This is a genomic window from Paenibacillus sp. J31P13, assembly GCF_056269295.1.
On the sequence record NZ_JBWDNR010000001.1, the window covers coordinates 936,615 to 951,890 of the forward strand.

Consider the following 15,276-nt stretch of genomic DNA (forward strand, 5'->3'; position numbering starts at 1 on the left):
ATTAGTAAAAAGCCGTTTTTGCGAACGGCTTTTTATTTTTCAATTGGAAACTAACACTTCCCCATTAACCGCTATAGCTGTATAATAATGGAACTGATGAAAGGGAGGGGATCAAATGAAGAATTCGCATACAAATATAAAAGCGATTATTTTCGATTTGGATAACACGTTATTAGATCGAACAAGCACTTTCCAAGCATTTGCGCATTCTTTTGCAGCCCGCTACTTTGAGCATTTGGATTCACATCAAGAAATTATAGCGTTAATAGTTGAGCTGGATGAAGACGGATATAAAGATAAGAGAATACTTTTCCAAGAGCTGCTGGAGCAATTATCTTGGCTGTACAAACCAGATCATGAAGAGCTAATGAACTTTTACAAAGAAGAATATGTGAAGAGTGCAGTGCTAATGGATGGGGCTTTGGAAGTTATCAACCAATTCCGAAATCGGTACAAAATAGCACTGATCACAAATGGAAGAAATGCGATACAATATGGAAAAATCGATCGCCTTGGCATTAGAGAGCAATTCCATTCTATTATTGTTTCAGAGGAAGCGGGTTTTAAAAAACCGGATAGCCGCATATTTAATAGTATGCTGACTCAGTTGGATGTAAGTCCAGAGCAATGTATATATGTTGGTGATCACCCGGTTAACGATATCGAGGGTGCTTCGCAAGTCGGTATGAGTACGGTATGGATGAAGGTGAATCAGCCGTGGCGGGATGATCTAACGGCAAAACCGCTCTATCAGATTAATCAAATCAGCGAGCTGCTGAACATATTTTGAGAGGATGAGGGTATGAGAGTTGGTTTAAAGGAGAGAGAGTTAGAGAATGCGCGGTTATCCTGGTTATGCGTTGAGGATACACTGACCTCATTGAGAGGGAAGGATCAGGCTGCGAAGCTTGATGCGTATAAGGAGTTGAATGAAGGACAGAAGGGATTATACATGTTTTATGCCTTTCACAATCATACAAAAACCTTAGCTGAGTTCTATTGGTTTTCATCCTATTTTATTACTGAGTTAAAAGGCTGGGCTGCCCTAAAGGATGGCGTTTCTTTCTACGGGCAGGAGAAGTACATCGCAATTTGTGATGAAATGGAGAAGCTTGTGCAAGAGAAAAATAGACTAGAGGATGGAACTTGGAGACAAGCTCTGGCATCTGACCTGGATGGGGATGAAGAGCTGCTTTCTGAAACGTCAGACATTTACGTGAGATATATTCCAATTGCAAATGAGACAATAGCTTCAATGAATGCTTACATTAGAGAGCATACAGAAGATTTCCTTGTCCTAACTGATTAAGGATAAAAAAAGGGTGAGGTGATGGGTCATGATTACATATAAAAATGACACGGGATTGACTGCAGCTGCATTATCACAGGTGTTTCAAGCTTCTGGAATAAAACGTCCTTTTCATGATCTAAAACGATTGCAAAAAATGATTGATCATGCAGATATAATTATAAGTGCCTGGGATAATGATCGAATAGTAGGTGTCGCTCGCGGCATAACAGATTATGCTTATTGCTGCTATTTATCTGATCTTGCAGTTGATCATGACTATCAGAGACTTGGCATAGGCAAGCAATTAGTTGAGCACGTAAGAGAGTCACTAGGCCCTGAAGTATCTTTGGTCCTGCTTTCGGCTCCAACTGCTGTTGAATACTATCCTCGCATCGGATTTAGTCACTCTGATAAGTGTTATCTTATAGCTCGAGAAAGATAAATCAGTGTCTGGTTTTCACCAAGGAGGTTCGACCATGTATTTATCTGGCTTAGCGACAAATCAGGATGTTAATATTCATTATATTGACTCGATTCAAAAGGCGGATCAGCAGCTTGCACCCATTATTCTGTGTCCGGGACTATCGGAAACCGCGGAAGAGTATGAGGATCTGCTTACCTATTTATTGCCTCGAAGAGCTATTGCTCTTTCTTTCCGTGGAAGGGGTAGAAGTGATACGCCGCGAACGAATTATGATCTCGCGGATCATGTTGGCGATTTGGAAGCAGTGATTCAAGAATCAGGGATTGGAAAATTCCATCTGATGGGCAATTCTAGAGGCGTCTCCTATGCACTCGGCTATGCTCAGACCAATCAGAACCGCTTACTCTCGCTTATTATTCAGGACTATCCTGCAGAGCATAAACAGATGTCTCTGGAATGGGCTGAAAAATATATTAATGAGTATTTGATTCCCACTGGCAGGAATAAGTACATTAGACAGCAAGCGGTGAAGGGAATATACAGAGAATCTTCAGGTATTCTGCTTCATGCTAAGCTTGAGATTCCAGTATTAGTTATTCGAGGCTTACTGGAAGGCTCCCTGATTCATGAGAGTGACATCGATCAATTTCATCAGCTGTTCACTCACCTCTCTGTACGTGATTTTCCGAATTCATCACATGATATTAGGGAAACAGAGAGAGAAGAGCTGTATCAGGCTATAAAGGAATATTTATCTCATATATAATGGAATGATGAGCGGCTGTGAGGTTCAAGTCGCTCATCATTTTCCAGTTGACATTGATAATGATAATTGTTATCATTATTTGACTTTAGAAGTGGATGAGACTCCGCTTCCTATTTAAGTACATAAGGCAAATAGGAGGAATTATTTTGTTTAATCGCAACAAAAAGAAAATTGCATTAGTATTCATTAGCTTAATGATCATGACGATGGGGTTAGCGGCATGTGGCGGCAATAATACTAATGAGAATAAAGATCCGAAACCAGAAGTTCAAGCAGAAAAAAAGGTAACGGATGCGCTTGGCAACGAAGTGACTATTCCAGCAAATCCGCAGCGTATTCTCGCATCCTATTTAGAGGATCACTTGGTTACGCTTGGCATTAAACCAGTAGCGCAATGGTCAGTACCAAATGGGATACAGGATTATTTGCAAGATTCGTTAAAAGATATCCCAACTATTGCTTACGATCTTCCATTCGAAGCCGTAACAAGCTTTACACCTGATCTTATTATTATGGCCTATAACAGCAATGTTGAGGGTGAGAAATACGCACAATACTCAAAGATCGCACCTACATACACTTTAGGTGATGATATTAATGCTGACTGGCGTAAATCTTTGCTGAAAATCGGTGAATTGCTAGGTAAGGATAAAGAAGCGCAAAGCGCTATTGATACTTACGAGGCAAAAGCGAAGGATGCAAAAGAAAAATTACAAGCCGCAGCAAAGGATGAATCTGCTGCAGCAATTTGGCTCGTAGGAAAAACCTTCTTTATTGTAAGCGACAAATTATCCAGCGGTTCTGTTCTTTACAATGACTTGGGTCTGAAAGTTCCAGATGTTGTTAAAGAGATTTCAGCTACGGGTACAGGCAACTGGAACCCAATTCCACTAGAGAAATTAGCAGAGCTAGACGCTGATCATATTTTCCTCGTTAACAGTGATCAAGCAACAGGCTCAGAAGCGCTTAAAGATCCGATCTGGCAATCCATTGCAGCTGTTAAAAATGGTAAAGTATATGAATACCCAAGCACAGGAAGCTGGTTGTATTCAGGTGCCATTGCTAATACCAAAATGATTGATGATATTCTAGGCAGCATGGTTAAGTAATAAGCTGTCAATTAAGAGAGACTGTACTTCAGGCGATTCGCTGAGGTGCAGTCTTTTTTTCTATTGCATCCCTTACGCAACTTTATAAACGCCTGTATAATGATGGAAGGTTGATTTCAGTTTCCTCTATGTTGAGAGTAAAGGAGAAGAAAAGAGTGAGCGTGTATTCTTTTTTTATGAAGAAGTTTTTTATTCAAATGCCCTCAATATCCATACAACAAGAGGAAATAAAAGAATATGACCGTATAATGGAACAAGCGAGCAAGAATAAAGGACTCATCGATTATGATTGCATGTATCCTAAATTTCGATTTATTGCTTATATGTGTGAACAGAAAAAACTCATTGCTCACGGAACCAATCATCCTTCTATTGAACAATTCGAGACAAGGAAACAAACCCTGTTTAACGGTAAATATGTGGAAGCAGTATTTGGCACGAAGGACGCGATCTGGCCTGTTTTTTATGCTGTATTTAATAGAAGCAAACTGCATGGGAATTTTAGAAATGGATGTTTTCGTATCGCTAATGAAGGTGAAAGCTATTACTTCTTCTCATTGACGAAGCAAACGATGGAAGCTGAACCTTGGACTGACGGATATATATACTTCTTATCGGATCTTACCTTTATAAGAGACAGGCATAGCGGTATTTATTTCGATGAATGGATTAGCAAGGAGCCGGTTCATCCGAGTTATTGCCTTTCGGTAACCATTCAGGATTTCCCTCTTCTTGAGAAGGTATCTATCCATTCAAGTAAGGAGTCCATTTTCAAATCATGGTTTTGTTATAAGCGAAGATTGAGGTAGGAATGGCTTCTAAAATAAGTTGTTCAATTAAATATGAGCGGGGGGTTATAAATCAATGGATCAGAGAATCAGAGAGATAGCCAAAGAAGTTGCGATTGCTGCTGCATATGAAGCGGGAAGATTAACAAGAGAGCGTTTTGATACACTGGATTCCTATGATGAGAAGGATGATCACGGCGACATCGTTACGGAAGTGGATCTGCTGGCAGAGCAAATTATTTTGAATAAGATCAATCGTATATTCCCAGACCATCATATTAGATCGGAAGAATTTGGAGAAAACCAAAATAAGAGCGATTGGATGTGGCTTGTTGATCCGCTTGATGGGACGAATAACTTCGCAATCGGCATGCCGTTATTCGGGATTTCTATTACATTATTATATGAGCGCAGCCCAGTGCTTGCGGTAATCTATGAACCGATGACAGACCGACTCTATGTTGCAAGTGAAGGAGAAGGTGCTCTTTGCAATACACACGAGATATCAATAAACAAAGCAAAGGACTTCACTAATGCTAGAGTAGGCTGGATTCAAGGACATGCCGTTCAAAATGAACAAAGGGCTGTAGCATTAAGACACTACATAGACGTGAATACAAAGCGGATGATGCGACTCTGGGCGCCTACTCTGCAATGGTGTATGCTTGCTCGTGGTGACTTGGATGGCATTATCGTGTATAACTCGGAAGGCGAGGACCTGTATTCGGGACTGCTCATGGTGAAGGAAGCTGGCGGAGTGATCATCGATTACGAAGGAAAACCGTTTACTGGAATGCGTTCACAGCCCTATCTTATCGCCTGTCATCCTAGACATCAGTCTTATTTTATTAACATGGTTAGAGAAGGTTTGGCACAATAAAGCTATTCCAAACCTATTAGCGTAGAGATTGAAAGGTATTAGAGGATGTAAAACCCATAATGGTGTAAAATAATAAGGTTATCATAATGGGCTGTATGCTTACCCACAAAGGAGTGTCAACATGACAGAAGCACTCATAGGAAGTTTCATATCTGCGATGGCCACGGTGCTTGGTGCGGTGCCGCTTCTTTTTGTTAAGAGTTTATCCGAAAAATGGAAAGATGTCCTCATTGCTTTTACAGCAGGTATTATGGTTTCAGCTTCAACCTTCGGATTGATGCCTCAGGCATTGAAGGAATCAGGATTAATCCCTTTGACGATCGGACTTATGGTCGGCGTTATCGTGCTTGATCTCATTGAAAAAAATCTGCCTCATATCGATATTGAGCAGAAGCGAGGCATTAGCTCGTTTGATAATAAATCACTACTCGTCATCTTTGCCTTATTCATACATAACATTCCTGAAGGCCTCAGTACGGGGTTCAGCTACGCCAGCACGAATGGTGGACTTGGTCCAATGGTTGCCATTGCAATTGGTGCGCAGAACATGCCGGAAGGGCTTGTATTAGCTATATTCCTTATGCATTCCAAAGTCAGCAAGCTGAAAATTATGTTGATTGTTGCGTTAACAGGATTAATGGAGGTTGTGTCAGCAATCATTGGTTATTTTACAGCGAGTTATGTTGAATTTCTAATTGGCTATGGTCTAGCATTTGCCTCTGGAGCGATGTTGTTCATCGTATACAAAGAGTTGATTCCAGAGACTCATGGGCATGGTTATGAACGATCAGCTACGTATTCATTTATAATTGGACTGCTGGTAATGATCTATATCAGCCATTTCTTTGGTTAATCGTTACAGAAATGGACTAATTTTTAGTTAACCTAAACAATTATAAAATTTAAACTTGGATTTTGCATACTTCTTGGATTACAATGTACAATGAGCAATTATAGAAAGAGGGGTTTCATAACATGTCGAAGATTAACCGGATGCTGCTTGATGTAGATACAGGCATTGATGATGCCTTGGCTATTTTATATGCATTACTTTCACCTGAAATCAAGGTGGAGGGAATTACGACTGGTTTCGGTAATATCGATGTCGTACAAGCTACCGACAATACGTTGAGAGTGATCCAGTTGTCCAATTGCGGTTACGATGTTCCTGTAGCCGCTGGTGCAGCTGCTCCGATCAAACGTTCGTTTGATGGCGGAGTTCCGCACATTCACGGGAATAACGGAATTGGTGATGCTGTGTTGCCGCCTTCAAAGCAGCAGCCATTAGCTATTTCCGCACCAGAATTCATTGTTCAGAAAGTGAATGAAAGTCCTGGAGAGCTTATTCTAGTAACAGTTGGCAGACAAACGAACTTGGCTCATGCTTTGCAGCTAGATCCATCCATTGCGCACAAATTCAAAAAGGTTGTTATTATGGGCGGTGCTGTATTAGTACCTGGTAATATAACGCCTGTAAGTGAAGCGAACTTATATGGTGATCCTGAAGCTGCTGCCTTCGTATTTGAATCAGAGCTGCCGATCACAGTAGTAGGTTTAGATGTAACGCAACAAACGCGTTTGACAAGAACACATATGGAAATGCTGTCTCAAGAGATGGATGCCGACAAACGCGAAATATTCAACTTTCTACAGGCTTCATTAGAGCCTTACTTCGCTTTTTACAAATGGTCTAACGACTTTGACGGAGAGTGCGCTATGCATGATCCATTAGCGGTAGCCATTGCGATCAATCCATCGCTTGTTCGCACTGAAACATTGAATGCTGCAATTGATTGTGGAACTGGTTACACAGCGGGGATGGTCATTACTGACCGCAGAGTGCGTTCCTCAGTTGGACGGCCTGTTGAATTCTGCTTAGACGTAGATACAGAGAAAGCTATGGCACAAATGCTAGCTGTTTTTAAACGAGAGGAAAGATAATTAATGGAAGAACGATATTCACGGGAATCAAAATGTTACAAAACAGCACGGGTATTCCCAACAGATGTAAATAACGGAAACACCCTTTTTGGCGGAAAACTAATGGCTTACATTGACGATATTGCATCAATTTCGGCAACTAAGCATTGCAGACGTTCCGTCGTAACAGCGTCAACAGACTCTGTCGACTTTTTGCACCCTATCCGTCCTACGGATTCGGTTTGCTTGGAGTCATTTGTTACTTGGACTGGCCGGACTTCTGTTGAGGTGTTCGTTAAGGTTGTAAAAGAAGATTTGCTAATCGGTGACCGCAAAGTAGCTGCCACTGCCTTCTTAACTTTCGTTGCACTGGATGAGGATCGTAGACCGGTTCCTGTTCCAGCTGTAGTTCCTGAAACAGAGGAAGAGCTCAAACTATTCGAGACTGCTGCTAACCGTGCGGAAATGCGTAAGCTTAGAAGAGATGAGAGCAAAAAATTCGCTGGTTTTCTAACCGTTAGACAGCCTTGGGACTGATACTTATATAGAACTGAAAGCTGACAGCACTGTGCTGTCAGCTTTTTTTTAAACTTCAGTTGTGAATATATGGTTTAGATTTGATGAATTGACCACGGAAAGACAGGATTAGAATGATATTAATATTATGTAGAAACAAAAGTCGGTTTATACGGAAACCAAGTAACATGGAAAAAGTGTTTTTCTACCAAAAAAAGAGGGATTTTCAGGTGAAAAATGCCCGAAATAGCCATTAAGAACATATGTTCTTATCGTGTAAAGGCGGAATTAACACTTTTTTTAAAGATTTCGGATGATCAATTATGATTTTAATTTATTTTTGTATAATATGGACAAAAATACAAGTTATAAAAGTGAAATGTGGCGAATTGGAATAAAGTGCTTAAATATCCCATTCAGAACATATGTTCTGTTATTGTTTTTTTAGAGTTTTACTTAAAGAAAGCAGCATGAATGATGAATTATAATGAATAATCCTTCATGCTGCTTTCTTTGATGAGATGGGTATTTAATATAATTTCAAATGAGCTCAATCCTTTAACCTTAAAGACGCGGCAATAGGGCTAGCAACAGCTGCAACCGCCTTTTTTGCTATTTTTCTTCGGATTGGATTCGGACTTCTCGGATTGTTTGTCACCGAATTGATCAAGTCGTGAAGGACTTGAAGCTGGTCCATCATTATCTGGCTTATTGTTTCTTCCCGTCATGTTTATCACCTCCTGCGTGTTTAGGATGGTCGAATTATCGGAAATGATGCTTTAAAATATTTGTCAGCGAGCGATAATTAATTTTCTTCATTGAGTTGTTTACCTCTTATCGCTTATAATAAAACGAGAAAATTCAAGAAGAAAAGGTGTCATACATGAGCATATTAAACGTTGAAAGACTTAGTCATGGATTTGGAGATCGTGCTATTTTCAAAGATGTATCATTCCGCCTACTCAAGGGCGAACATATTGGACTTATTGGCGCAAACGGCGAAGGCAAGTCCACCTTCATGAACATTATTACAGGCAAACTTCAACCCGATGAAGGTAAGGTAGAATGGTCAAGACGCATGCGCGTAGGCTATCTAGATCAACATGCAGTGCTTAATAAAGGCATGACGATTCGCGATGTGTTAAAGGGTGCTTTCCAATACCTGTTCGATATGGAACAAGAAATGAATGATATGTATGCTAGAATGGGCGACGTCACTCCAGAAGAACTTGAGCAGATGCTTGAGGATGTTGGAACGATTCAGGATACACTAACGAATCAAGATTTTTACATGATCGATGCAAAAATTGAAGAAACGGCCCGCGGACTGGGTTTAACCGATATTGGGCTCGATAAAGATGTAAATGATCTTAGCGGTGGACAGCGGACTAAGGTTTTGCTTGCGAAGCTATTGCTTGAGAAACCAGACATTCTGCTTCTGGATGAGCCTACAAACTATTTGGACGAGCAGCATATTGATTGGTTGACTCGCTATCTGAACGAGTATGAGAATGCATTCATTCTTATTTCACATGATATTCCATTCCTAAATAGTGTTATTAACATGATCTATCACATGGAAAATCAAGAGCTGAATCGTTATGTTGGTGATTACGATTATTTCCAACAGGTTCATGAAATGAAGAAGCAGCAGCTGGAATCAGCTTATAAGCGTCAGCAGCAGGAAATTGCAGGCTTGAAGGACTTTGTAGCTAGAAATAAAGCAAGTGTAGCAACACGTAATATGGCGATGTCTAGACAGAAGAAGCTCGATAAGATGGAAGTTATCGAGATTGCCAAGGAAAAACCGAAGCCGCAATTCAACTTCAAGGATGCGAGAACTTCCGGCAAGTTGATTTTTGAGACAAAGGATCTTGTTATTGGTTATGATAGTCCATTGTCGAGAGCACTTGATCTGCGTATGGAACGCGGTCAGAAAATCGCTCTTGTTGGTGCAAACGGAATTGGTAAAACAACGCTGCTTCGCAGTATTCTTGGTGAAATTAATGCGTTATCGGGAACGGTACGTCGTGGAGAGAATCTTAGCATCGGATATTTTGAACAAGAAGCAAAGGATGCTAATTACAATACATGTATCGAAGAAATATGGAAGGAATTCCCTTCTTATTCGCAATTTGAAGTACGCGCGGCATTAGCCAAATGTGGACTCACAACCAAGCATATTGAAAGCAAAATTGCTGTGCTTAGCGGTGGTGAAAAGGCGAAGGTACGACTATGCAAACTGATCAATAATGAAACCAACTTACTCGTGCTCGATGAGCCTACGAACCACTTGGATGTTGATGCTAAGGATGAGTTGAAACGCGCGCTTCAAGCGTATAAGGGCAGCATATTGCTGATTTCCCATGAACCAGACTTTTATCGCGACGTTGTAACAGAAACTTGGAATTGTGAGTCTTGGACTACGAAAGTATTCTAGATTTCTAACCCCAATTGCTAGACCTAAGAAATACATGACCATTTAAATCTTTTGAACTGCACCCCTTAAAGTAGACATCGGCAAAACCTATTGGAAACCGATGCTTCTTCCCAGGGGTGTATTTGTTATGATACTAAATGAAAAAGCAGCAAAAACGAGAATAATTTCACAGAATAAAGCCCCAAGGCTTTTCATGCAATTTGAAGTTGATCCTAGACCCTCTACATACGTGAAAGAGCTTATGAATAAACTGCCGAATAGTGATTTTATTTCTATTGCTAATGCTGGGCACTATCCGTGGCTTGATAATCCTATAGAGCTAGGACAAGGAATACATGAATTTCTTAACAGGAAAGTTTAAGAAAAACTCAAAGTTATTTTCTAGAAGTTAAATTCAGGCAGAGCGATCATAGTTCCATTTACATTTTCGCTCCGCGAGCAGCCTCGATCCACACCATAACCAGAGGGCAAAGACGATGACTAGAACAATCAGTGATTTGATCGTATAAAATTGGCGCGGTTTTGCATCCTTATCCCATTGAATATTGCCGAGCTGCTTCTCAGCATGTTTCATTAGGGAAAGCTGCAGTGCCGGATCATTGGCCATGCCTCCCGTATTTATTCGAAAACCATTGTGTTGTCCAGGTTTGTTTAAACCCATCTTTACGGTCAGTGTAATATCGATTCCTAACTGATCACAAATGTCCAGAAGTGTCTTAGAGAAGCCGCCAAAAGGAAAAGCGAGCACATTATTTTTGATGCCAAGCTTCTGCTGGAGAATGTCATTGGCTTGTTTAAGATCATTCATAACACGCAGCTCGTACTCTTCCTTTGTTTCCTCCCGATGCTTATCCTTCATATAAATTGGACCTGCAAGCATTGCAATCTGTGAGGTACCCGTGGAATCCATCTTTGCATACTTATGTGAGTCATAGGTATGACTGGAAAATTCGATACCATTGCTATACATCTGTTTTATTTGTTCCCATGTCACCTTTGGAATTCCTACATGCTCCGGATTGTCGATTGCACTGACAATAAGAAAATTGGTCGCAGGAGCTTGGTATTTCTGAAGGAGCGGATATGCATACGTGTAAAATGATTCATAGCCGTCGTCGAAAGTAAGAAGCACTGCGTTGTCTGGAACAGGGGATGAGTGCAGGATGAAATTTGTATATTGACTCATATTAATCCAGTGAAAATTATTATCTCTCATTAACTCTAGCTGCTTCTCGAAATTAGAAACGGATAATGTGCCAGGATCTTTCGGGTCAGGACTGAGATCATGATACATGAGAACAAGAACATGATCTTTATAATAAATTCCGTTAGGATTATTAGGTTCAGGTTTTAATCCATCGTATGGTGAAATCACAGTATCAGACTTCACTTTTTTGGAGGATTCATTAAACATGGTATTAATGATTGGTATTTTTGAATGATATCTTTGAACGATAAAGAAGCTAAACACAAAAAAAGAGCTTAGCAGCAACAGAGATAATAGAATGAATTTTGTTTTTAGTAACATGTCATCGCCTCACAAAGCATAGTTGTTTTTCAAATACCTATCAAAGTCAATAAGAGGTTATTATACCATAAAGTGGTTTGTATCTATAGGCAGCAGTCTGATTTATATTGGAACTTTTTTCCTCATTCACCCGTTATAACTGTTGATAGGTACAATTCGAGAAAAATTACAGATAATTAATATTCGTTTTAATGATTGATGAATGATCAAAATTTATTCGATTGGAAGGAGACTTCTTTTTATGATCAGATTGTGTAATAAAGGAGATACAGAAGTAATCTATGAGATTATTAATGACGCTGCGCAAGCCTATAAAGGTGTTATTCCTCAGGATAGGTATCATGAGCCCTATATGACGAAAGCTGAATTAATTCAAGAAAGGCAGGATGGGGTAATTTTTTGGGCATATGAGGAAAACAATGAAGTCATAGGTGTTATGGGCATACAGGATAAAGGGGATGTCGCTTTAATTAGACATGCCTATGTGAGAACAAACCAGCGCAAAAGCGGTATAGGAACGAAGCTGTTGTCACATTTGACCCTTTTAACAGATAAACCAATCTTAATTGGAACATGGGAATCAGCGATCTGGGCTATTGAGTTTTACAAAAAAAATGGCTTTCATTTAGTATCTATGGATGATAAAGCGAATTTGCTTTATCAATATTGGAACGTACCCGAAAGACAGGTCGAAACATCGGTTGTATTAAGTAATACTCGGATTCCTATTTCCAGCTTACATAACTCTCAATAACTAGAAGACTTTATCCTTTTGTCGGCGTGGATAAGAGGTTAGTAATATGCATAAAAAAGCTGTTAATAAGGATTAGCAGCTTTTTTGATGTGATAATATATTTGGAGTTTCTCTAGTAGAAGATGGGATTTATGTAATTAGTCTCAATATTCTGAAATGATTGCCTTAAGCTCCCTGATTTCTTGCCAATCGTATCCTTGGGCTTTTTCCTGCAGTAATGCTAACATTCCTTCTAAAACAATACGGCGTGGCTTCAATTGATTCGCTTCTTCCTTTAATACATCTGCTGCTTCTTGAATGGAGATCCGCTCTTCTTCTACAACAGTTAAAAGATCAAAACGTTGAATCAAAGCATCAACATTGGAATAAATACGACGGATTGTATCCGTTACTTCCGTTATTTCTGCTTCTGGAAAAATAGACTTCATTATTTCATTCGTAACAATAGGCGCTTTTTTGTTTTTTAGAATGCCTCGTGCTGAATCATCTAATCTTGCTACGATAGTTTCAGACAATTGACGCAAGGGAAGCTTGGCATTATTCAATACAATTAAACCCATATATTCACGAATGAGTGATGTAATAAGCACGGAGAGATCAAATGCATGAGGTTCAATGTGTGGGCCATACAAACCTATAATTTGATCGCGAAACCAAACGAAAAACTTCGTACGCATCGTCATTGAAATTTCTTTGATTTCTATACTAATATCGATTTCGCCTCGTGATAAAATCGCAAAGATACTCGTATGGGTATAAAGTTGTTCAAACTGTATCAAGATTTGTTGAATGAGAGCGTCTTTAGGATGAGCGGCAATTCGAACATCAGCCTCTATGACACTTTTGAGCATCCGATCTTGGTATTGTGCGAAAACCGCGTAAACCAATTCTTCCTTGGATTTGAAATAAAAATAGATACCGCTTTTGGCAATACCAGCAGCATCAGCGATGCCTTGAATTGTCGCTTGATGATATCCTTTTTCGGCGAATTGCTCTAATGCGTAATGCAAGATAAGAGTCTTCTTATCCATGGATTTGCCACCTTTCTTTTTTAATTTGACCATGTGGTCAAATGGATATATAATAAACTCCGTACTATTTTCAGTGTGTTTTATAATATATTGTTTATTGTACCATAATATTTGACCAACTGGTCAAATTACATCGGAGGTTTTGTAGTGGCAAGTCAGGGGATTAATAGAAAACTGGTTCTGTTCGGTCTCATTATGGGGATGTTCTTTAGCGCATTGGAACAGACAATCGTAGGTACAGCGATGCCGACCATCATTTCGGAGCTGCAAGGTTTTGAGATTTTTGCTTGGGTTACAACAGCTTATATGATTACTTCGACAATTGTTGTACCTATTGTAGGTAAGTTGTCGGATTTGTATGGAAGAAGATTATTATACTTAATTGGTGCCATTATATTTGCTACTGGTTCTGCGCTATGTGCAACTGCCAACTCGATGGAGATGCTCGTTATTTTCCGGGCTATTCAGGGTATTGGCGGAGGTATGCTTATGCCATTGTCTCAAACGATTATTGGGGACATTTTTACGGCAGAACAGCGTGCGAAATGGCAAGGTGTGTTCGGGGCAATCTTTGGTTTAAGCTCCGTTATTGGTCCTTTTATCGGCGGTGTTATCGTTGATGCAGTTAGCTGGCACTGGATTTTCCTTATGAACGTGCCATTCGGTATCATTTGCGCCATCTTCATCTATGTGGGTATGAAAAATGAAACTGTGAAGAAACTAGATCGTGTAGAGATCGATTATTTTGGTATTTTCACACTAGTACCTGCACTCGTATTACTTCTCTTCGGATTGACGTTTGGAGGAGATAAATTCGAATGGGCATCCACAACGAGTTATCTCATATTTGGCGGAGCGCTTCTATTCACGATCTTATTCCTTTATGCAGAGTCTAAAGCAAAGGAACCCGTGCTTGATTTATCCTTGTTTAAGAATCGTGTATTTACGACAACAAATGGTCTAGGATTTCTGCTTGGTCTTGGTATGTTTGGTGCTATTATGTTCGTACCATTATTTATGCAAGGCATACTTGGCGTTTCTCCGACTAAGGCCGGTTCAACGATGACGCCGATGATGATCGCTTTGATCGCAGCAAGTGTTATCGGTGGTCAGCTATTGCTTAGGATGTCTTACAGAGTGGTCCTCTCAGCTGGAATGATCATTACTACGGTAGGTTTTTATTTGTTAAGTACCCTTGGCTTAGATACTGCTCAATGGACAGCATATGTTTATATGGTCATTCTAGGACTCGGTATGGGATTAGTAATGCCTACGTTAATGATCGCTGTTCAAAATGAATTTTCTAAAGATAAGCTTGGTACGGTTACTTCTGCTTCGACATTCTTCCGTTCTATCGGCGGTACGATCGGAGTAACAGTACTAAGCGTCGTCATGAACAATACTTTACGTTCGAATGTAAATCAATTAGCAGCTGATGATAGCAATAAGTCAGTTGTTGAAGCTGTTCGTGGTATTCAAGCAAGCGGCGTTGACCTATATAGTGTGATGGTTTATCCAGACAAGGTAGGGTTGCCGGCTGATATCAAAGATCAAGTGCTTATCTTTATTAAGACAGCATGGTCACAAGCGTTTACGACTGTAGCTTTAACAGGATTGATCTTCGTCGCTGCCGGTATTATTGTAGCTCTTCTTGTTGGGAACAAACGTATTCAACGAGACAGTAAATCAGATGGTGAGAAAGAAGCAAAGCTTGGTTTTGAACATTAATAAAGCAATAATAGCAATTAAAGAGGCTGTATTTCAACAGATAAACACTGTTGAGATGCAGCCTTTATTTTATTGTTTGACAAAGTGTGATTACATGTTTA

Annotated in this window: 17 protein-coding genes; 14 read left to right on the plus strand and 3 right to left on the minus strand. The window is 39.9% G+C overall.

Features of this window, described 5'->3' with window-relative positions:
• Positions 1 to 115 precede the first annotated feature (115 nt).
• The 10 genes from AC0YOD_RS04245 (at position 116) to AC0YOD_RS04290 (ending at position 7,715) form a co-directional block, all read left to right on the plus strand.
• Positions 116 to 790, plus strand: coding sequence for an HAD family hydrolase (locus tag AC0YOD_RS04245; protein WP_475797978.1), 675 nt, complete (start codon positions 116 to 118; stop codon positions 788 to 790).
• Between the two features lie 12 nt (positions 791 to 802).
• Positions 803 to 1,309, plus strand: coding sequence for a hypothetical protein (locus AC0YOD_RS04250; RefSeq protein ID WP_475797979.1), 507 nt, complete (start codon positions 803 to 805; stop codon positions 1,307 to 1,309).
• 28 nt (positions 1,310 to 1,337) lie between these two features.
• Positions 1,338 to 1,733 (plus strand): GNAT family N-acetyltransferase, encoded by a 396-nt coding sequence (locus AC0YOD_RS04255; RefSeq protein ID WP_475797980.1) that lies wholly within the window; start codon positions 1,338 to 1,340, stop codon positions 1,731 to 1,733.
• 34 nt (positions 1,734 to 1,767) lie between these two features.
• Complete coding sequence (locus AC0YOD_RS04260; protein ID WP_475797981.1) at positions 1,768 to 2,481, plus strand: alpha/beta fold hydrolase; 714 nt, start codon at positions 1,768 to 1,770, stop codon at positions 2,479 to 2,481.
• Between the two features lie 146 nt (positions 2,482 to 2,627).
• Complete coding sequence (locus AC0YOD_RS04265; protein ID WP_475797982.1) at positions 2,628 to 3,590, plus strand: ABC transporter substrate-binding protein; 963 nt, start codon at positions 2,628 to 2,630, stop codon at positions 3,588 to 3,590.
• Positions 3,591 to 3,766: 176 nt separating this feature from the next.
• A complete protein-coding gene (locus AC0YOD_RS04270; protein ID WP_475797983.1) occupies positions 3,767 to 4,399 on the plus strand; it encodes a hypothetical protein in 633 nt (210 codons plus the stop codon).
• Positions 4,400 to 4,454: 55 nt separating this feature from the next.
• Complete coding sequence (locus tag AC0YOD_RS04275; protein ID WP_475797984.1) at positions 4,455 to 5,258, plus strand: inositol monophosphatase family protein; 804 nt, start codon at positions 4,455 to 4,457, stop codon at positions 5,256 to 5,258.
• 121 nt (positions 5,259 to 5,379) lie between these two features.
• Entirely contained in the window at positions 5,380 to 6,111 is a 732-nt protein-coding gene (locus tag AC0YOD_RS04280; protein WP_475797985.1) for a ZIP family metal transporter, read from the plus strand.
• 122 nt (positions 6,112 to 6,233) lie between these two features.
• Positions 6,234 to 7,199, plus strand: a complete 966-nt coding sequence (locus AC0YOD_RS04285; RefSeq protein ID WP_475797986.1) for a nucleoside hydrolase — start codon at positions 6,234 to 6,236, stop codon at positions 7,197 to 7,199.
• 3 nt (positions 7,200 to 7,202) lie between these two features.
• Positions 7,203 to 7,715, plus strand: a complete 513-nt coding sequence (locus tag AC0YOD_RS04290; RefSeq protein ID WP_475797987.1) for an acyl-CoA thioesterase — start codon at positions 7,203 to 7,205, stop codon at positions 7,713 to 7,715.
• Between the two features lie 563 nt (positions 7,716 to 8,278).
• Here the strand turns inward: AC0YOD_RS04290 and AC0YOD_RS04295 are convergent.
• A complete protein-coding gene (locus AC0YOD_RS04295) occupies positions 8,279 to 8,422 on the minus strand; it encodes a hypothetical protein (protein WP_475797988.1) in 144 nt (47 codons plus the stop codon).
• A 155-nt stretch (positions 8,423 to 8,577) separates the two neighbouring features.
• On the opposite strand from AC0YOD_RS04295, the gene AC0YOD_RS04300 reads away from it, so the two are divergent.
• Positions 8,578 to 10,134 carry an ABC-F family ATP-binding cassette domain-containing protein gene (locus tag AC0YOD_RS04300; RefSeq protein ID WP_475797989.1) on the plus strand — a complete coding sequence of 519 codons (1,557 nt, stop codon included), beginning with the start codon at positions 8,578 to 8,580 and terminating at the stop codon, positions 10,132 to 10,134.
• A gap of 127 nt (positions 10,135 to 10,261) precedes the next feature.
• Positions 10,262 to 10,495, plus strand: coding sequence for an alpha/beta fold hydrolase (locus AC0YOD_RS04305; protein ID WP_475797990.1), 234 nt, complete (start codon positions 10,262 to 10,264; stop codon positions 10,493 to 10,495).
• A gap of 33 nt (positions 10,496 to 10,528) precedes the next feature.
• Here AC0YOD_RS04305 and AC0YOD_RS04310 read toward each other — a convergent pair whose 3' ends face one another.
• Entirely contained in the window at positions 10,529 to 11,662 is a 1,134-nt protein-coding gene (locus tag AC0YOD_RS04310) for a polysaccharide deacetylase family protein (RefSeq protein WP_475797991.1), read from the minus strand.
• A gap of 241 nt (positions 11,663 to 11,903) precedes the next feature.
• Between AC0YOD_RS04310 and AC0YOD_RS04315 the strand changes: the two genes are divergently transcribed.
• Positions 11,904 to 12,416, plus strand: coding sequence for a GNAT family N-acetyltransferase (locus AC0YOD_RS04315; RefSeq protein WP_475797992.1), 513 nt, complete (start codon positions 11,904 to 11,906; stop codon positions 12,414 to 12,416).
• A gap of 143 nt (positions 12,417 to 12,559) precedes the next feature.
• Here AC0YOD_RS04315 and AC0YOD_RS04320 read toward each other — a convergent pair whose 3' ends face one another.
• Positions 12,560 to 13,447 carry a TetR/AcrR family transcriptional regulator gene (locus AC0YOD_RS04320; RefSeq protein WP_475797993.1) on the minus strand — a complete coding sequence of 296 codons (888 nt, stop codon included), beginning with the start codon at positions 13,445 to 13,447 and terminating at the stop codon, positions 12,560 to 12,562.
• A 147-nt stretch (positions 13,448 to 13,594) separates the two neighbouring features.
• On the opposite strand from AC0YOD_RS04320, the gene AC0YOD_RS04325 reads away from it, so the two are divergent.
• Positions 13,595 to 15,175, plus strand: a complete 1,581-nt coding sequence (locus tag AC0YOD_RS04325; RefSeq protein ID WP_475797994.1) for an MDR family MFS transporter — start codon at positions 13,595 to 13,597, stop codon at positions 15,173 to 15,175.
• Positions 15,176 to 15,276: the final 101 nt, after the last annotated feature.